This is a genomic window from Microcystis sp. LE19-131.1A (assembly GCF_027532015.1).
Taxonomy (GTDB): domain Bacteria; phylum Cyanobacteriota; class Cyanobacteriia; order Cyanobacteriales; family Microcystaceae; genus Microcystis; species Microcystis ichthyoblabe_A.
On sequence record NZ_JAPZSS010000242.1, the window covers coordinates 18,555 to 37,476 of the forward strand.

Below are 18,922 nucleotides of genomic sequence, written 5' to 3' on the forward strand. Positions count from 1 at the left end.
TATGGAAAAAATTACGGTAACAGTAAAACTATTTGCTATTTATCAAGAAGTCTATCAAACTTCACGATTAAACCTCGAATTTCCTGCCCACACTTCCCTTACAGAAGTGTTAAACTATATTATAGCCCCCTATCCTCAATTAGAAAGATGGCGCGATGTTACTCGTTTTGGAGTTAATCTTCAGTTTGTTTCGGGAGAGAAAGTCCTCGAAAATGGCGATGAGATAGTTCTAATTCCCCCCGTTAGTGGTGGCTAAATGGGGTTTGCTGAAAAAGTACGGGCGAAGCATTCGGATAGAAAATCTACGGTTTCACCGATAGGTTATTGTCCGAATGCTTCGCCCCTACAGGACGCGGGCTGATGAAGACGCAAGGTTTTGAAGCACGATTCTCTCAAAATCTTGCACCTGTTTCGCGAGAAAAGCCACAAAACCCTTACCTTGCCTACATTTCACATTTGTTCAGCAAGCCCTAAATGGAGATAGGGAAAATCACAAAAACTGCCACCTTTTTCCCTTTTTACTTTTTCCTTGATATCCCGTGTCTAACTGGCAAATTCCCCCATCGGTAACTCTTCCCCAAGAGTTTTTAAAAATAGTCCAAGACTACACCCCAGAGTCGGATGGCAGCGTCGTGGCACAAATATTATGGCATCGCGGTGTCCGGGATGAGGCGACTCTGGGGACGTTTCTGGATGAGAAAGCTTATCAGTCAAAAACTCCCTTTGATTTTGGGCAAGAAATGAACTTCGCCGTCAAAAGACTGGAAAAAGCCCTAAATAAAGGCGAAAAAGTGACTATTTGGGGTGATTTCGATGCCGATGGTGTCACCGCTACCAGTGTCCTCTGGGAAGGATTGGGGCAGTTTTTTCCACCCTATCAACAGTTAGATTATTACATACCCGATCGCCAAAAAGAATCCCACGGCCTCAATTGTCCAGGTATCGAGAAACTAGCGCATCAAGGAACCGGTTTAATCGTCACCTGTGACACGGGAAGCACGAATATCGCTGAAATTGACTATGCAAACGGTTTAGGCATCGATATTATCATCACCGATCATCATACCCTACCCGACGAGCGCCCCGAGGTGATTGCCCTAATTAATCCCCGCTACTTTGTGGAAACCCATCCTTTCTATCATCTTTCTGGGGTTGCTGTTGCTTATAAATTAGTGGAAGCGATGTATTTAACCCTAGCAGATATTCCCAGAAAACCCCTAGAAAATTTACTTGATTTAGTTGCGATTGGTTTAATTGCCGATTTAGTCAAATTGACGGGAGAATGTCGTTATTTAGCTCAAAAAGGTATGCAAAAACTCCAAAATACTCAGCGTTTAGGAGTTAAAAAATTACTCGAGTTATGTAACAAAACCGGAGATAGACCGATGGATATATCCTTCGGTATTGGACCGCGAATTAATGCCGTCAGTCGCATTTATGGCGATGCTAGATTTTGTGTGGAATTACTCACCAGTGAAGATGAAAAACGTTGTCACGAATTAGCTGAACAAGCGGAATTAGCCAACATTCGTCGCCAAGAAATCCAACGGGATATTATTAAACAAGTTCAGAAAAAACTAGAGAGAATTGATCTTTCCACCACTAATGTAATTATTTTAGATGATCCCCAATGGCTGGCGGGAATTTTAGGATTAGTTGCGGGACAAATTGCCCAAGAATACCAGCGACCAACAATTTTATTAAGTACCAGTGAACCACCTTTTGCTAAGGGTTCCGCTCGGTCAATTCGTGAGATCGATCTCTATCAATTAGTATCCTCTCAATCCCATCTTTTACATCGTTTTGGTGGTCATCCTTTGGCCGCTGGTTTAAGTTTAACCATAGAAAATTTACCCCTATTTATTGAGGGAATTAATCAACAGTTGCGACGCACAGGAATTGATTTAACTTCCCTTTCTTCCCAGATAGAAGTGGATGCAGTGGTCAGGGTTTCCCAATTGGGAAAAAGTCTATTTCGAGAATTAAAATTACTGGAACCCTGTGGGATGGGTAATCCGACACCGAAGCTATTAATTCAAAATTGTTATTTTCACAATCTTTGGCATAACAATCTTGAGGATTTAAAAGGCAAAAAAATAGCTTATCCCCGGACAACTTTTGAGATCTGGGATAGTTCAATTGAGCAGGGATTCCCCGGTATGTGGTGGGGTCATCACAAAGATGAAATTGCTGTCGATACCCGTTATAATGCCGTAGTAGAATTGGATTTTAATACCTCCAAAAATCGCTATGAAGTGCGCTTAATTGCTCTGCAACTTTATCAACAAGAATCCTTAAGCTATGGCAATAAAAAAGATTTTTTAATCGACAATCGTAATCGAGAAATTAATCAAGAAGTTAACCAATTAAATCCCCTTTTTCTTTGGGAATGTCCCCGGAATTGGACAAAACTTTCTAGGGAATATCAACAGGCAATTTTACGCGATAAAAAGTTAGTTCTTGCCTATGCTAGTCCTTTAAAAAAATCCGCTCACACCTCATGGATAAACCTTGTGGGGATTGGGAAATATTTAGCTAGAACTAAAACCAGTATTTCCCGTCAACAATTACAAAACCGCTTAAACCTCAGTTATTATACCCTAGAATTAGGATTAGTTTCCCTAGCAGAAAATGGCTTTAAAGTCAAGAGAAATCAAGAAATTTTATCCTTTGAATTAGTTAATAATGAGGCAAAATTTAATAAGATTGAGCAATTTCTAGAAGCGGTGGCCCTAGAAAACTTTCTCCAGCAATACTTTGCTACTGTTCCCCTAGAAATTCTGCAAACAATTCTTAATCATGAAGACTCGATCGATTTCTAATTATAACTCTTATTTACTGATAACTGATAACTGATAACTGATGATTACTGATTACTGATTACTCCTTGACCGAAGAATTTCGGGGGTTTTGCTAGGGTATAAACTTCCGTATTTTGTGCGATTGCTTGACGAATATAGAGAGGAGTTTGTAACATTCCTAGTAAAGTCATGCCATCAATTAAACGTAATCCTCCCGTAGTTGTATCGGTGATTAATTCATCCACCACATCGGGATCGGGACGAGTATTTAAAGGATGATTAGCACAGAGAGTAAAACCCCAAGGGGAACCATAACTAGGGGTGGGAGCGCAATAGGAATGAACGTAGGGAAAAACTGCTTTTAAAGTATTCACCAAACGAGCATGATACATCACTGAAGGAGGAGAAACCGGGCCAGATTGGACAACAACAATGCCATTTTCGGCCAAAACTCTTTGTAGTTTTTCAAAGTATTCTTTCGTGAATAGGGGGAAAGAAGGACCCTCTCCGATGGGATCAACCAGATCAGAAATAATAATATCCCATTGATCGTTAGTAGTGTCTAAAACTTCTAAAGCATCGGCCACAACTAACTCAAAACGAGGATCATCAAAAGTGCCTTGGTGCATTTCGGGAAGATGTTCCTTACAAGCTGCCACCACATCCCCATCGATATCGATCATCATCACTTTTTCGATTGTTTTCCAACGCAATAACTCCCGGGTTGTCGCACCTTCACCACCTCCCAGAATTAAAGCAGTTTTTGGTTCTTGGTGGGCAATCATTGCCGGTTGCACTAATGCTTCATGATAAATAAATTCATCCCCCGTACAAGATTGCCATTTCCCATCCAGTACCAAGGCTTTTCCATAGGCCCCCGACTCTACAATATACATCTCCTGAAAAGCGGTTTTTTTGTAGGCTAAAATCCGCGAAACCCCATGACTATAAATGTCCCAGGGGGTAATATATTCGTTAACCCATAGATCCGCTTTTAGTTCACTTCCTGCCATAACTAATCCTCCTTGGGGTGAAAAAGGCACGATCTATCATTATACAACAATTGACAAAATTCGATCGATAACCTGAAATTATCTCCCAGTCATCCCGAAGCTGCCGATAATTGATCGCTGAAAAACGTTAAGCTAGAAAAGATTAAGTAAGTAGTTATAATTAAATTGAAGATAGATTTTGCCTCTGATCCCCCCTGCCCCCCTTGATAAGGGGGGTGCCGATCCCCCCTTGATCCCCCGTTGATAAGGGGGGTATTTGATAATTTTTAACGCCTACCTACTTAGCGAACAGTAAACTTCTAGCCACTAACCTATGACCAAAAATGAGACTACCGAGAAAAAGATTTTTCTCCTAGATTTTGAAAAACCCCTCTACGAATTAGAATCCCGCATCGAACAGATTAAAGAATTAGCCCAAGAAAATAGCGTAGATGTCTCGGAACAAATTAGTCAACTAGACGAACGAGCTAATCAATTACGTCGTGAAATTTTTAGCAATCTCACCCCTTCCCAACGGCTACAATTAGCCCGTCATCCCCGGCGCCCCAGCACCCTAGATTATATTCAGGCAATCACCGATGAATGGTTCGAGTTACACGGGGATCGCGGTGGTTACGACGATCCCGCTCTTGTGGGTGGTGTTGCCCGTTTTAACGGTCGTCCCGTGGTGATTATCGGGCATCAAAAAGGCCGGGATACTAAGGATAATGTGGCTAGAAATTTCGGCATGGCTGCCCCCGGTGGTTATCGTAAAGCCATGCGTTTAATGGAACACGCTCATCAGTTTAATCAGCCAATTTTAACCTTTATTGACACCCCCGGCGCCTGGGCGGGGGTAGAAGCGGAAAAATTAGGTCAAGGAGAAGCGATCGCCTATAATCTTCGGGAGATGTTCCGTTTAGATGTGCCGATCATTTGTACTGTTATTGGCGAAGGTGGTTCGGGCGGTGCTTTGGGAATCGGTGTCGGCGATCGCCTATTAATGTTAGAGCATTCTGTCTATACCGTGGCGACTCCCGAAGCTTGTGCCGCCATTCTCTGGAAAGATGCCAAAAAATCCGATAAAGCAGCAGTTGCCCTCAAAATTACCTCAAAAGATTTAAAAGAGTTAAATATTATCGATCAGATCGTTCCTGAACCCTCCAGAGGGGCCCATGCTGATCCGATTAAAGCGGCAGCCAATTTAAAAGCCGCTATTAGTGAAAATTTAGAGACTTTATCTTTGTTGACACCCCAACAACGACGCGAATCTCGTTATCAAAAATTCCGCAATTTAGGCGTATTTTTAGAAGCTACCGCTTAATCAGTGAGCAGTGAGCAGTTATCAGATGTGAGTTGATGTGATACTAAATCCGTTGAGTAACGCACAGAAAACGGGTTTCTCCGAGAAACCCGTTTTCTGCTCATGCACTCATGCAAAAAGGGGAATAAATAATCAGTCTTTAATAACCAGATTTAGTATAACTGCTATAATTACTAGATAAATTATCTGAAAAAACCCCCTAGTATTAATTAGGAGGTTACAGGGAAAAAATTAATCAGAGTTGATGGGATTAACTAGCGCTAACTTCAGCAGGATAAACGCTAACTTGACGGCGACTTTTATCCTTGTATTCAAATTTGACCACACCATCAATTAAAGCGAATAAAGTATCATCGCCACCACGACCAACATTTTTACCCGGGTGAACTTTAGTACCCCGTTGACGGATGAGAATATTTCCCGCTTTTACCACTTGACCACCGTAGCGCTTAACGCCTAGTCTCTGGGAACGAGAATCGCGTCCGTTGCGGGTACTACCCGTACCTTTCTTATGAGCCATAATTTCTCTCCAAATGCTTTTTTGATTGTAAAAGTTATTCTTCTTCGTCGCTACTATCTTCCACAACTTCAGCGACGGAGGTAGCAGCAGTGGCAGTTAGGGTTTTACCGTTATAATTGATTGAATCAATCATAAAACGGGTAATTTCTTGACGATGACCGCGTTTTTTACGGGTTTTCTTTTTCGGGCGCATTTTATAGACAATAACTTTTTTGCCCCGACGATGTTGCATGACAGTCCCTTCCACGCTGGCCCCTTCGATAAAGGGCTGACCGATGCTAATATCATCCTCATCATGGATTAATAGCACTTTGTCGATGGTATGGGTACTTTGTTCATCGACGTGAAGAAGTTCGATATCGTAATAGCGACCGGGTTCTACCCGAATCTGTTTGCCACCGGTCTCAATAATTGCGTAACTCATGAATTTTCTGCGCTCGTTTTGCCGTACAGGTAGCTGAAAAAAATTCCAGCTTTTGTGCTAATGTCTTCACCTGATCCGAGCAGGAATTGACACAATTTACTATCATCTAACATTCGGGGGGCAATTGTCAAGCTTTTTACCCACCGATTGGCTATATACTAAAAATAATCTTACAAAAAGCTCAATTAAACCGTTATGGAACAGTGGGAAAGCAGAGGACACCTGTTAACCGAACAAATTAACCCAAACAGCCTAAATTTAGACCAATTAAACCCGCTCGAATTGGTGGATCTCTTCAATCGCGAGGATACCCAAACCCTAAAAGCGATCGCCATAGCCCGGCAAGAATTGGCCCTAGCAATCTCCCTGACCAGTCAAGCTCTGGCTAAGGGTGGTAGGCTCTTTTACATTGGGGCGGGAACCAGTGGCCGGCTGGGGGTTTTGGACGCGGCCGAATGTCCCCCCACCTTCTGCACTCCCCCGGAATTGGTACAGGGAATTATCGCTGGTGGAGCAGCGGCGCTGGTGCGTAGTTCCGAAGATTTGGAGGATAAAGCGGAAGATGGGGCGGCGATTATTGCCCAGCGAGAAATTCACGAATTAGACGTGGTAGTCGGGATTACCGCCGGGGGGACAACCCCCTACGTTCACGGGGCTTTACAGGCGGCAAAACAGCGAGGTGCGACGACGATTGCCATTAGTTGTGTCCCCGCCGAACAGGTGGAGATCGCCGTGGATGTGGATATCCGCTTATTGACCGGACCAGAACTTTTGGCTGGCTCCACCCGCCTGAAAGCGGGAACGGTGACGAAAATGGCTTTAAATATCCTTTCCACAGGGACAATGGTAATGTTAGGCAAGGTTTACGGCAACCAGATGGTCGATGTGGCTGTTACTAATCATAAACTCCATGACCGCGCCCTACGGATTATCTGCCACCTTAGCGATATTAGTCGTGAGGAAGCGGCAATTTTACTGGAAAAAAGTGGCCGCCGGGTTAAATTGGCTTTGTTAATGCAGAAAACGGGACTTTCGGCGGCGGCAGGACAAGAATTGTTACAAAAGCATCGAGGGCAATTACGGGCCGCCCTGCAAGCTTATAATCAAATTGATTGATAAAAACCTGTTAATTTTGACTTTCCTATGGTTAATATTTCTTCGGAAATTGCTGCGGTCGCTGTTATTTTCCTCGTCGCTGGTGCTATCTTGACTTGGAGTTTTTATCGAGCTAAACCCTACGGCCAACTGGGAATTTTACCTTGGTTACAGTCCTTGGTACTAATTGCTCCTTGGTTGATTTTTTTCGGGCTATTTGCGGCTGGAATTGCTCTCAATCTAGCGGTAATTCTCTTTTTACTGGTTGCTTCCACAATTATCTATATTTATTTAGGCAACCGTTTACGCTTACTGAAAACCAATCAGATAATTGAACCAAAAGTTAACCCAGCAGTTAGCCAGTCCGTTACTCCCCTAGAAACCCCGGCAGCGGTGACAGCAATTGTACCAGATGTGATGCCAATTTCCGAACAGGATCTAAAAGTTATTCAGAGTATTTTTGGGATAGATACTTTTTTTGCCACCGAAACTATCTCTTTTCAGGAAGGGGCAATTTTTAAAGGCAATTTACGGGGAGAACCGGATCTAGTTCACTCGCGCTTAACCCAGAAATTAAGTAATCATTTTGGTGATAAATATCGTTTATTTCTGGTGGAAGGAACCGAGGAAAAACCGGTGGTAATTATCCTTCCCAAAACTAATGATCCTAGTCCTGCAACTCTTGCTCAAAAAAATCTCTCTTTAGTTTTGTTAGTCGCTACCATTGTCACCAGCTTAGAAGCGGCGGGAATTTTATTAGGTTTTGATTTGTTTAGTAATTGGCAGAGATATCGAGAAGCAATTCCCCTCAGTTTGGGTTTATGGTCGGTATTAATTGCCCACGAAATTGGTCATCTAATTATCGCTAAACGCCATAATGTTCGTCTCAGTTTACCCTATTTTCTTCCCACTTGGCAGATTGGTTCTTTTGGGGCGATTACTCGTTTTGAATCTTTATTACCTAACCGCAGTGTCCTATTTGATATAGCTTTTGCTGGTCCTGCTTTGGGAGGTTTGGTTTCTTTAATCTTGTTAATTGTTGGACTGACTTTATCTAATTCTGCCAGCCTTTTTCAAATCCCTAGTACCTTTTTCCAAAGTTCAATTTTAGTGAGTTTTTTAGCGCGGATAGTTTTAGGTGACGAGTTACAAAATGCCGTTATCTCCGTGCATCCTTTAACTGTTATTGGTTGGTTAGGATTGGTGATTACTGCCCTTAATTTACTGCCCGCCGGACAGTTAGATGGTGGCAGAATTGTTCAGGCTATTTATGGTCGCAAAATTGCCCGCCGTACCACTGTGGCCACTTTGGTTATTTTGGGCATTATTTCCTTAGTTAATTCTAGCAATCCCATTCCTCTCTATTGGACAATTTTAGTCGCTTTTTTACAAAGAGAGTTGGAAAGACCTAGTTTAAACGAGTTGACCGAACCCGATGACACCCGCGCTGGTTGGGGTTTATTACTGCTCTTTTTAATGTTAGCGACTCTGATTCCTTTAAGCCCTAGTTTAGCGGGACGTTTAGGCATTGGTGGCTAAATACTTCCCCGAAATTCTTGCCATTGATTGCCGTCAAAAAAAAGCTTGACAAAAACTCAAGTCTTGACTTATAATTTTATTATAATGGGAATCCGTGTACGCCTATAGACCCCTGATTTTTCGGTAAGATATAGCCCCCAGCATTTAGCCCTGGAGATTTGACTTTTGGAGTTGCTCAAAATGTCTAACGAAACTGTCACTTATTCCCTAGAAGCTGTCCTGACAAGAATTGAGGGGAAAATCGACTCTCTGGAAAAACGTATTGACGAGAAAATCGACTCTCTGGAAAAACGTATTGATGAGAGATTTGACAAGATAGAAGACCGGTTAACTAAAGTAGAAATAGGACAGGCCGAACTCAAGGGAGAAATCAAAGCTCTGGATGAACGAGTAAGTACAAAAATCGAGGGATTAACTGCAAGGGTTGCCTATCAGGAATTCACCAATCGAGGGATTCTGATAGCATTGGTAGTCGCTATTTTAGGAGGTGCCGCTAAACTTTTTGGTTTTTTCCCTAATCCTTAGAAGTTGCCGGTAGCCGCACCTAGTAGATAGGCTCTTCCCAAAAATTTTTCCCTCATTACCCCGATCATCCGTTAGAATAGATTCAGAATTTAAGGATAAAACCTCATCTATGAATCCCGTTGTTTTGGTGCATGGTTTTCTGGACACTACGGCTGTTTTTAAACCGATGAGCGAGTATTTAAACTATCATGGTTGGCAGGTGCATAGTTTTAATCTAATTCCCAATCATGGTTACGAAAAGTTAGAAGTTTTAGCCGGCCAGGTGGACAATTATATCGAGAAAAACTTTGCTAAAGAGCAGAAAGTAGATCTGATTGGTTTCAGTATGGGAGGATTAATTACCCGTTACTATCTGCAAAGATTAGGAGGGGTGGCAAGAGTGCAACGTTACCTAAATATTTCTGCCCCGAATCGAGGCACTTTAACCGCATATAGTTTACCCTTAGATGGGATTAGACAAATGCAGCCGGGGAGTCAATTTCTAGAGGATTTAAATAAAGATTGTCAACAAATTTTAAATAAAATTAAAACCACAATTATCTGGACTCCCTACGATTTAATGATATTTCCTGCCCATAGTTCCCGTTTATCGGTGGGCAAAGAAATTTCCATTCCCGTATTGCTTCATGCTTGGATGGTCAAAGATAGCAAAGTTTTAACAACAATTAAAGAGACCTTATTAGAATAGAAATACTGGTTGTCTCCAACACTGGAACAAGGTCAAAATATTACCGACAAAAAAGTTAATTTTTATCAAAAAAGCTTGACTTAAGGTTATAATTGTGTTAGGCGATCAAATTCCCGAAGGTGTCACCATGTCCACTCAAGAACCCACCCTAACCGATGTTCTCAACGAACTGAAAAGCTTCCAAACAGCAGTAAATCAACGTTTTGAGGCGATAGATCTACGTTTTGAGGAAATAGACCAACGTTTTGATGCTATGGGACAACGCTTTCAGGAAATAGACCAAAGATTAGACAAGCTCGACTATAAATTTGACACCTACGAAAAAGCCTCCGAGAAAGTGCTGAGATTAGCCACGACAATTATTATCGCAGCCGCCACCGTAGCGGTTTTACCCTCGGCCTTTCAGGCAATCGGTCCCCTATTAACCCAAATAATCGCCGCCGGCAATAACTAACTTGTGATCAACACTTGACGATTGCATGGTATGATAAAGGTTTTGGAACTATTGTTTTAGGTCAAGATCATGGCGAAACGAATGCAGGTTATCCTCAATCAAAAAGTCAGCAAATTAGGTGAAAATGGCGATGTGGTGGAAGTGGCACCCGGTTATGCCCGCAATTACCTTATTCCCCAAGGTGTGGCCGTTTTAGCCACCAAAGGCGCGATTAAACAGGCAGAATTTAGGAAAGAAAAAGAGCGTCAACGTCTCCTCGCCGAAAAACAAGAAGCGGAAACCAGAAAAACTGCGATCGAAAAACTCAGTCCCTACACCATCCCTAAACAGGTGGGTGAAAACGAGGCGATTTTCGGTACTGTCACCAGTCAAGATGTGGCTACGGTTATTCTAGAAAATGCTAAATTAGAAATCGATCGCCGTGGTATTACCGTTCCCGATATCGGTCAATTGGGAGTCTATAAAGTACAAGTCAAACTCCATCCCGAAGTTAGTGCCGATATCGAAATTAAAGTAATTGCACAATAAAAATTGTCGGGGCATAGTTATCAGTAATCAGTGAAAATTTATCAGAGCGATTAACTAGCTGATCGCTGATAGCTAATAGCCATTAAAATATCAAAAATTATGACTCATTCTACGGATATAAAAACCCTAGCACGCTGGATGGCGGCCGATTTTAGTAATCAAGAACAAGCTTTTGCTAATCCGCCTTTTTTTGCCCATATTCGCGTGTGTATGCGTCCTTTACCCGATGAATTACTGAAGGGAACCAGTTTATTTTTAGAGCAGGCCTACGATTTTATGCTCAATACTCCCTATCGTTTACGAGTATTTAAATTATCGGTAGTCGATGACCATATTGAACTAGAAAACTTTAAAGTTAAAGAGGAAGCTAACTTTTTTGGTGCTTCTAGAGAACCCCAGCGTCTCAAAAATCTCAGCTTAGAGTTATTAGAACCGATGCCGGGTTGTGATATGAATGTAACTTGGACAGGTAAGAGTTTTAAAGGGGTGGTGAAACCGGGGAAACAATGTTTAGTCTTTCGCAAAGATAAAATGACTTATTTGGATAATAGTTTTGAAATTAGTGAACAGGGATTAATTAGCGTTGATCGCGGTTTAGATCCCGAAACCGATCAATTAGTCTGGGGTTCGATCGCCGGTCCCTTTGAGTTTGTGCGTCGCAGTAGTTTTGCTGAGGAAGTGTGAGAAAAATTCTCGGTTTTTAGCTATGAAAATCGCCACATGGAATGTCAACTCGATTCGCAGCCGACAAGATCAGGTAATTAATTGGTTACAACTCAATCCCGTTGAGGTTTTATGCTTGCAAGAAACCAAGGTAATCGATCGAGATTTTCCCAGAGAAGCTTTTGAATCTTTGGGTTATCATCTCTATATTTCTGGACAAAAATCCTATAATGGTGTGGCGATTTTTAGCCAGAAACCCCTGGACGATATCACTGTGGGATTCAGTCCAATTATCGGCGAAAATTTAACAGGAGAACTGGACGAACAGAAACGGCTAATTACTGGAGTAATCGGCGATATTCGGATTATTAATCTCTACGTTCCTAATGGTTCTTCCCTAGATAGTGATAAATATATTTATAAGCTTAAATGGTTAGAAACTCTTAGGAAATATCTAGATAAAATTATTAATTCTCAACCCCAGGAATTATGTATCTGCGGTGATTTTAATATTGCCTTAGAAGATAAAGATATTTATGATCCCAAAGGCAAAGAAAATCATATTATGTCTTCAGCTAAAGAAAGAGAAGCTTTAGAAAAGGTCTTAGAAATTGGTTTACAAGATGCCTTTAGAAAATTCACCTCAGCAGCAGGACATTATAGTTGGTGGGATTATCGCAGCGGTGGTTTTGCTCGTAACCGAGGTTGGCGAATCGATCATCTTTATTTAACTCCTCAGCTATACGAAAAAGCCGTTAATTGTCTGATCGATCGAGAGCCCAGAAAACAAGAAAAACCTAGCGATCATACCCCCGTTATTCTCGAAATATAAGGCAAAAATAGCTAACTTCAAGGAGGGTTTTTTCGGCTGGTGACAGTAAGCAATCAAACCACAGAGAAGATTAACGCAAAAATTAACAGGACTGCGGTGGTGGGAATGTTCAATCCCAGAGATGTTCTTGAGTTGGTCAATAATAGTCTCGACAATAGAACGCTTACGGGATAAAAGCTGGTCATGAAGGCGGATTAAGCGATTTTTCAGGTTCCGTTTGGGTTTAGCAAAAAACTCAATATCCGTCGTCGACAGGACAGAAAAGAGCTTCTCGACTAGACATAGATGGGTTGGGGGTGCTGAGTTTATATATTTTTCAGCTTACTAGCCCCCGCCTTTTCTTTCCACCCTTATCCCGAACTGACGTTAATATAAATTGGGTTAGGGATAGGCCGAAACGCTGCTGCTATCCCAGCCAGTCAACCTGATTTTTTGGTGGAATTGATGGCAAAATCTTCTTAGCCTCAACTAACTTTAATCAAGCCCAACAATTTCTCCCTTACCGGCAATCACTTCGCCGATTTGGTAGGCATTAATCCCAGAGGATTGTAGTTGATTAATAGTCAATTGCGCCACATCTGATGGGACAATGATCACAAAACCGATACCCATATTAAAAGTATTAAACATGGCTTCGGCATTAACCGAACCCATCTGGGCTAACCAGTGAAAAATTGGCAAAACTGGCCAACTTTCGCGGTAAATCCGCACAGACTGCCCTTTACCCAAGCAGCGGGGCAAATTTTCCGGGATGCCACCCCCAGTAATGTGGGCCATGGCGTGAATATCTAACCCAGAGCGTAGCAGTTCTAGCACAGGTTTAACATAAAGTCTAGTGGGAGTTAACAAAACTTCACCTAAGCTAGAGCCAGCCAAAATTTCGGGGCAATCTTGCCAATTTAAGCCCTGGGTGTCGATAATCTTACGAACAAGACTAAAACCGTTACTGTGAACCCCACTACTGCCTAAACCGATAGCCACATCGCCGATTTGCACCTTACTGCCGTCGAGTAATTGACTTTTTTCGACAATACCGACGCAAAAACCCGCCAAATCGTACTCTCCCGCCGAATAAAACCCCGGCATCTCCGCCGTTTCCCCTCCCAAAAGAGTACAACCACTATCACGACAGGCACTAGCGATTCCCGATACCACCGCCGCTAACTGTGACGCTTCCAGTTTACCAGTGGCCAGATAATCTAAGAAAAATAAAGGTTCGGCCCCGGAGGTTAAGACATCGTTGACGCACATAGCCACGAGGTCAATTCCCACCGTATCATGGCGATTGAGACTATGGGCAATTTTCAACTTGGTTCCCACACCATCAGTTCCCGATACTAACACGGGTTGCTGATAACCAGAAGGTAACTGAAAATAGCCGCCAAAACCGCCTAAACCGCCGATAACTTCGGGACGGAAGGTACTTTCCACATTTTGGCGAATTTTCTCGACGAAAGCGCGTCCCGCTTCCACATCCACGCCTGCTTCTTTATAATCCATGCCCAATTGACCGATTGTATCTCTCAAATTTTACCCGGATTTCAGTCCTATGGGAATTATGAGTTATAAATTATGAATTATGGTTCTTCGGTTTGTCTTATGCAACGGACAGGGTTATAAGGAATGAAACTCTTACAGAGAAAGGCATTTGGCAATTTAGGCATTTGGCAATAAGCAAAGGAGAATAAATAATCAGTTTTTAATAACCAGATTTAGTAAGTAGTCGTGCAAAATTAATTTCCTAGTGAAGATAGGCAAGAGGCAAGAGGCAAGAGCGGGGTTAGATATGTGTAATTAATTTTGCTTAGGTACTTAGCAGGATTTCCCAAGGATTTTTACTGATCAGAGAAAGGTTAGAACTGGTCGTAAAGTGAAAGAGATAACTATTTTGGTTATCGTCATTTCAGATAAGTCTGATACAATCTAGACTGGTTGAATCCTTATGAACTCTGGCATTGATATTCTCAATCTGAATTGAAATGACTATATCTAGATCACCGACGGTCAAAATTCCCTTGACTGAATCGGGGATGCGCGAAGATTGTAACAAAAATTATCGATTTCTTGACAAAAAACACCGCTCATGCTATCAACTGAACCTAAAATCAGCAATTCCGGACAAAAATATTTAGCCTATCAAGATTGTCTATCCCCGAATCAAACCCTGTTACCCCTGACAGCCAAGGTTAATAACCGCGATTGTCTAGAAATCGGTGGTTGCGATGTGACCACCCTAGTGGAACGTTTCGGTTCACCCTTGTATATTATCGATGAAGTCACCCTCCGCACTGCCTGTGGTCAATACCTGCAAGGTTTCCAGACCCATTATCCCGGAGAATCTAGGGTAATTTATGCCTCGAAAGCGTGGAATTGCCTGGCCGTATCGGCCGTGGTCGCTAGTGAAGGATTAGGTTTTGATGTGGTGTCGGCCGGAGAAATTCACACGGTGTTAACCGCTTTAGACCAGATCAATAAAACCGCTGTGCCAATATACTTTCATGGTAATAACAAATCGATCGCCGAATTAGAATACGCGATCGAGCATAACTGCATTATTATCGTTGATAACTGGCTAGAGTTAGAAAATCTGGTTAAATTAGGCGAAAATCGTCCTGATACCCCTATTCCGGTTCTATTGCGGTTAACCCCCGGTATCGAGTGCCACACCCACGAATATATTCGCACGGGTCACTTAGACAGTAAATTTGGTTTTGACCCCCATCAAATCGAAGCGGTATTTGACTATGTTTTAGCTCATCCGGTGCTGAATTGTCTGGGTTTACACGCTCACATCGGTTCCCAGATTTTTGAACGTCAACCCCACCAAGACTTAGCCTCTGTCTTGGCAGATTGGTTTAAATTAGGTTTAGAACGGGGTTTACCCCTAGAGCAATTAAACGTCGGGGGTGGTTTAGGGATTCGCTACCTTGAAAGTGATGACCCCCCAAGTATCGAGGAATGGGTACAAGCGGTGTCCTTAGCAGTGGCCAAAGCTTGTCAGGAAAGAGGTATCGCTTATCCGCTGCTGATTGCCGAACCGGGACGCTCTCTGATTGCCACCGCTTGCGTAACAGCCTATACAGTGGGTAATCGCAAAGAAATCCCCGAAATCCGCACCTATATCGCCGTTGATGGCGGAATGTCCGATAATCCCCGACCGATTACCTATCAATCGGTTTACCGGGCCGTGGTCGCCAATAAAATGAGTCAAGAATGTCAGGAAGTGGTGACAATAGCTGGAAAACATTGTGAATCTGGCGATATTCTAATTAAGGATATTGCGCTACCGAAAACCAACCCAGGGGATATTTTAGTGGTTTTAGCCACGGGAGCCTATAACTACAGTATGGCTTCTAATTACAACCGCTTACCCCGTCCGGCGGCGGTAATTGTCCAAAATGGAGAAGCTAATCTGATCCTTGAACGGGAAAATCTGGCGGATTTGCTGCGTCAAGACCGCTTACCCAATCGACTCTCCTTAATATAAACCTCATCGCTATTGTCCCCCCATGTCGGGTTTTTTTCTAGACCCTCGCCGGTTATTGTCCTGGATTCTCAGCCATGGTCTGTCATTCCTAGACTTTGGGTTAGTTCTCCTCCTTACCTATATGCTGCTGCTAATTATCGGCGAGCGGCGTACCTTTTGGATGGTGCGAGGACTAATCTACTTAATGCTGGCCTCGGTGATTAGCGATGCTCTAGGATTGCGCTTGCTGGGGTTAGTCCTAGAAAAATTGATTTTGGGGGCAGCAGTGGCGATCGCTGTGATTTTTCAGTCGGAATTCCGCCGTTTTTTAGAATTATTGGGCAAAGGTCAAGTGTGGGAGTTATTTCAGAAAAGTTCCCCCACTCCCAAGACCGATAATGTCATTGATGAGTTAGTGGACGCGGTGAAGGATCTATCTCAAAATCGCACCGGTGCGCTGATGGTATTAGAAACCAGTGGCAATCTCGATACCAAGGTGTTTGTCAATCCGGGGGTGACGCTCAATGGTCAAGTATCTAAGGAATTAATTCAAACTATTTTTCAAACTAAAACTTTACTGCACGATGGAGCCGTATTTATTCGGGGCGATCGAGTGGTGGCCGCTGGTGTTATTCTACCCCTATCGGAGCGCAGTACCTCTAGGCAATTAGGCACCCGTCATCGGGCAGCCATGGGCATTACCGAAAGGCTAGATAATTGTATCTGTATTGTGGTTTCTGAGGAAACCGGCTCGATTTCCCTCGCGTCTGGGGGTAATTTGGATCGGCCTTTAACCAGTAGTAAACTAAAAGAGCTGCTCGAAGCGAAGTTTTCTCCGTCGGGAGAGGGGGAAGTGGTCGCACCGAGTTGGGGGCGTTTAGGGCGTACAATTGGCTTAAAAGGCCGTCTAATCTTAGAAAAATTCTCCCGTTCGCCCAGAGCAACCCCGAAAGATAGAAAATGACTGTTAAACCGAGCTTGTCACCAGAATTACCTACGGATTTAGATAAAAACCGTTTGCCTCAGCACGTCGCAGTGATTATGGATGGGAACGGTCGTTGGGCGAAAAGTCGTGGTTTGCCACGGATTATGGGCCATCAACGGGGAGTAGATGCACTCAAAGACTTGCTGCGCTGTTGTGGTGAGTGGGGGATTCCCGCTTTAACCGCTTACGCTTTTTCTACGGAAAATTGGGGTCGTCCCCTCGAGGAAGTAGAATTTTTAATGACTCTATTCGAGCGGGTTTTGCAGCGGGAATTAGAAGAAATGATGCAGGAAAATGTCAAAATTCGCTTTATTGGTAATTTAGCAGCCTTGCCAGAGTCTTTAAGACGGGAAATTGCTAAATCTCAAGCAGAAACTAGCAAAAATTCCGGTATTCAATTTACGGTGGCTGCTAATTATGGTGGCCGAGAGGAGATCGTGCAAGCTTGTCAGGCGATCGCTCGTCAGGTGCAACAGGGTTTAGTCTCCCCAGAAGCGATCGATGAATCTCTCTTTGCACAGTATCTTTATACTGCCGGGATTCCTAACCCAGACCTGTTAATTCGCAGTAGTGGGGAAATGCGAATTAGTAATTTTTTACTCTGGCAAATGGCCTACGCGGAAATCTACGTTACTGACACCCTCTGGCCCGATTTCGATCGAGTGCAATTTCACCGCGCTTTAAAAGATTATCAGGGTCGTCATCGTCGTTTTGGCAAATTATAAGGGCTACAGCCCAAATTTAGCGAAATAGCCCCTGTGGGGCAGTTAAAGGACAATTTTTGATTTTTCACTTTTTATCTTAAACTCCCTGGGGCAACGGTTAAACCGGGACGAGAAGGCCGTTTGTAATCCTCTCGATTTCCCCAATACGGTAATCCGTAAATCGGCCAGAGCTAGACTTTTTCCCCGGCTAAAATAAAATAGGATGGAAAATAACTATCGACGATAAGCAGTTTTAAGATTATGGGATTCTTTGACTCAGAAGTGGTTCAACAGGAAGCTAGACAGCTATTTGAGGATTACCAGTCCCTCACACAACTGGGCAGCGAGTACGGGAAATTCGATCGAGAGGGTAAAATCATCTTTATCGATAGGATGGAGGAGTTAATGGAACGCTACAAGATATTTATGAAGCGTTTCGAGTTATCTGAAGATTTTTCCGCCCAAATGACCGTAGAACAGCTAAAAACCCAATTAGGTCAATTTGGCATGACTCCCCAAATGATGTTCGACCAAATGCAGCAAACCCTTGAGCGGATGAAGGCAGAAATTCGCTGAAATTGCCGATATTTATCGGGTATTGGCTGTCTTTTGCCCGATAATGGCCTCTACAGGTTACTGCTGAGAAATTTGGGGTTTCTGCGGTTTTTTGAGAACGATGATCTAATAATTTTAAGTAGGTTAGCTGGTCACTAACCCCGCCCTAAAAGCGACGGGGCTTGCCTAGACCAATTTAGGCGACGCAAGTAGAGACTACCGCATCGAGACACAATCTGGTACAGACTTCCGAATACTTCCCTAGTTCGGATTCCCTCTCAGCTTTATTGGTAAAGCGTTGTTAGACAAGACATCTTGATTGTGTTGCGGTAAGGGACTTTAACTTCACTCTTAAGGATTATCTCCATGGCAAGAGTTCCTGTTATCTCAAAAGACGGAAAACCGTTAATGCCCACCAAACCCAGTCGGGCCAGACGGTGGATTAAGGAAGGAAAAGCTATCGGTAAATTCAACGACTTAGATATTTTCTATGTCCAGCTAACCGATGAACCTTCCGATAACAAAACCCAACCGATTGCTATTGGTATTGACCTGGGTAAATTATTTTCGGAAATTGGTGTTCAATCCTCTCTTTTTACTCTTTGGAAGGCTCACTTAGAACTTCCTTTTAAACGAGTCAAAGAGCGCATAGACAATAGACGGTTAATGCGAAGAGGACGTAGAGTAAGACGGATTAACCGCCAACTTTCTTTTAATCTAAGAGCGCATCGACAAAAACGATTCTCAAATAGAAAACAAGGAAAATTAGCTCCCTCAATCAGAGCTAATCGTCAACTTGAACTTCGAGTCGTTTCTGAACTAACCAA

Annotated in this window: 20 protein-coding genes and 1 pseudogene; 16 read left to right on the forward strand and 5 right to left on the reverse strand. The window is 43.0% G+C overall.

What is annotated here, in order from left to right; translation table 11 throughout:
* Nucleotide 1: 1 nt before the first annotated feature.
* Nucleotides 2–256 carry a MoaD/ThiS family protein gene (locus O9323_RS17690; protein WP_002750364.1) on the forward strand — a complete coding sequence of 85 codons (255 nt, stop codon included), beginning with the start codon at nucleotides 2–4 and terminating at the stop codon, nucleotides 254–256.
* Between the two features lie 283 nt (nucleotides 257–539).
* A complete protein-coding gene (recJ, locus tag O9323_RS17695) occupies nucleotides 540–2,822 on the forward strand; it encodes a single-stranded-DNA-specific exonuclease RecJ (protein WP_024969767.1) in 2,283 nt (760 codons plus the stop codon).
* 44 nt (nucleotides 2,823–2,866) lie between these two features.
* Here recJ and O9323_RS17700 read toward each other — a convergent pair whose 3' ends face one another.
* Entirely contained in the window at nucleotides 2,867–3,814 is a 948-nt protein-coding gene (locus O9323_RS17700) for a fused MFS/spermidine synthase (protein ID WP_002790803.1), read from the reverse strand.
* Nucleotides 3,815–4,127: 313 nt separating this feature from the next.
* On the opposite strand from O9323_RS17700, the gene accA reads away from it, so the two are divergent.
* Complete coding sequence (accA, locus tag O9323_RS17705) at nucleotides 4,128–5,117, forward strand: acetyl-CoA carboxylase carboxyl transferase subunit alpha (RefSeq protein ID WP_002737858.1); 990 nt, start codon at nucleotides 4,128–4,130, stop codon at nucleotides 5,115–5,117.
* 250 nt (nucleotides 5,118–5,367) lie between these two features.
* On the opposite strand, the gene rpmA is transcribed toward accA, so the two are convergent.
* Together rpmA and rplU are read right to left on the reverse strand one after the other, a co-directional pair.
* Nucleotides 5,368–5,637, reverse strand: coding sequence for a 50S ribosomal protein L27 (gene rpmA, locus O9323_RS17710; protein ID WP_002744094.1), 270 nt, complete (start codon nucleotides 5,635–5,637; stop codon nucleotides 5,368–5,370).
* A gap of 34 nt (nucleotides 5,638–5,671) precedes the next feature.
* Nucleotides 5,672–6,061, reverse strand: a complete 390-nt coding sequence (rplU, locus tag O9323_RS17715; protein WP_002750362.1) for a 50S ribosomal protein L21 — start codon at nucleotides 6,059–6,061, stop codon at nucleotides 5,672–5,674.
* A gap of 195 nt (nucleotides 6,062–6,256) precedes the next feature.
* On the opposite strand from rplU, the gene murQ reads away from it, so the two are divergent.
* The 8 genes from murQ to xth all read left to right on the forward strand — a co-directional run bounded on the left by murQ (nucleotide 6,257) and on the right by xth (nucleotide 12,385).
* Nucleotides 6,257–7,177, forward strand: a complete 921-nt coding sequence (gene murQ, locus O9323_RS17720) for an N-acetylmuramic acid 6-phosphate etherase (protein ID WP_288125496.1) — start codon at nucleotides 6,257–6,259, stop codon at nucleotides 7,175–7,177.
* Nucleotides 7,178–7,204: 27 nt separating this feature from the next.
* Nucleotides 7,205–8,695: a site-2 protease family protein gene (locus tag O9323_RS17725; RefSeq protein ID WP_130756930.1), complete on the forward strand. Its 1,491-nt coding sequence runs from the start codon at nucleotides 7,205–7,207 to the stop codon at nucleotides 8,693–8,695.
* Nucleotides 8,696–8,875: 180 nt separating this feature from the next.
* Nucleotides 8,876–9,220, forward strand: coding sequence for a DUF4164 family protein (locus O9323_RS17730; RefSeq protein ID WP_002750359.1), 345 nt, complete (start codon nucleotides 8,876–8,878; stop codon nucleotides 9,218–9,220).
* Between the two features lie 109 nt (nucleotides 9,221–9,329).
* Complete coding sequence (locus tag O9323_RS17735) at nucleotides 9,330–9,908, forward strand: esterase/lipase family protein (RefSeq protein ID WP_002750357.1); 579 nt, start codon at nucleotides 9,330–9,332, stop codon at nucleotides 9,906–9,908.
* 94 nt (nucleotides 9,909–10,002) lie between these two features.
* Entirely contained in the window at nucleotides 10,003–10,362 is a 360-nt protein-coding gene (locus O9323_RS17740) for a ssr2422 family thylakoid membrane protein (protein WP_002737039.1), read from the forward strand.
* A gap of 69 nt (nucleotides 10,363–10,431) precedes the next feature.
* On the forward strand, nucleotides 10,432–10,890 hold the full coding sequence (gene rplI / locus O9323_RS17745; RefSeq protein WP_002737358.1) for a 50S ribosomal protein L9: 459 nt from the start codon (nucleotides 10,432–10,434) through the stop codon (nucleotides 10,888–10,890).
* A 99-nt stretch (nucleotides 10,891–10,989) separates the two neighbouring features.
* Nucleotides 10,990–11,574, forward strand: a complete 585-nt coding sequence (locus O9323_RS17750; protein ID WP_002750353.1) for a chromophore lyase CpcT/CpeT — start codon at nucleotides 10,990–10,992, stop codon at nucleotides 11,572–11,574.
* Between the two features lie 22 nt (nucleotides 11,575–11,596).
* Nucleotides 11,597–12,385, forward strand: coding sequence for an exodeoxyribonuclease III (gene xth / locus O9323_RS17755; RefSeq protein ID WP_002735626.1), 789 nt, complete (start codon nucleotides 11,597–11,599; stop codon nucleotides 12,383–12,385).
* 18 nt (nucleotides 12,386–12,403) lie between these two features.
* Here the strand turns inward: xth and O9323_RS22765 are convergent.
* Both O9323_RS22765 and purM read right to left on the reverse strand, forming a co-directional pair.
* Nucleotides 12,404–12,616: pseudogene (locus O9323_RS22765) on the reverse strand (transposase); the annotation flags it as partial.
* Between the two features lie 243 nt (nucleotides 12,617–12,859).
* Nucleotides 12,860–13,885, reverse strand: a complete 1,026-nt coding sequence (gene purM, locus O9323_RS17765) for a phosphoribosylformylglycinamidine cyclo-ligase (protein ID WP_288125499.1) — start codon at nucleotides 13,883–13,885, stop codon at nucleotides 12,860–12,862.
* Between the two features lie 583 nt (nucleotides 13,886–14,468).
* Here purM and lysA point away from each other — a divergent pair.
* The 5 genes from lysA to O9323_RS17790 all read left to right on the forward strand — a co-directional run.
* Entirely contained in the window at nucleotides 14,469–15,872 is a 1,404-nt protein-coding gene (gene lysA, locus O9323_RS17770; protein ID WP_149107837.1) for a diaminopimelate decarboxylase, read from the forward strand.
* Between the two features lie 22 nt (nucleotides 15,873–15,894).
* Nucleotides 15,895–16,815, forward strand: coding sequence for a diadenylate cyclase CdaA (cdaA, locus tag O9323_RS17775; RefSeq protein WP_288125497.1), 921 nt, complete (start codon nucleotides 15,895–15,897; stop codon nucleotides 16,813–16,815).
* Nucleotides 16,812–17,561, forward strand: a complete 750-nt coding sequence (gene uppS, locus O9323_RS17780; protein WP_002744079.1) for an undecaprenyl pyrophosphate synthase — start codon at nucleotides 16,812–16,814, stop codon at nucleotides 17,559–17,561. The genes cdaA and uppS overlap by 4 nt, the downstream gene beginning before the upstream one ends.
* Nucleotides 17,562–17,801: 240 nt before the next feature.
* Complete coding sequence (locus O9323_RS17785) at nucleotides 17,802–18,116, forward strand: DUF1825 family protein (protein WP_002738222.1); 315 nt, start codon at nucleotides 17,802–17,804, stop codon at nucleotides 18,114–18,116.
* A 345-nt stretch (nucleotides 18,117–18,461) separates the two neighbouring features.
* Nucleotides 18,462–18,922, forward strand: a 461-nt coding sequence (locus O9323_RS17790) for an RRXRR domain-containing protein (RefSeq protein ID WP_288125498.1), incomplete at its 3' end; no start/stop codon positions are given.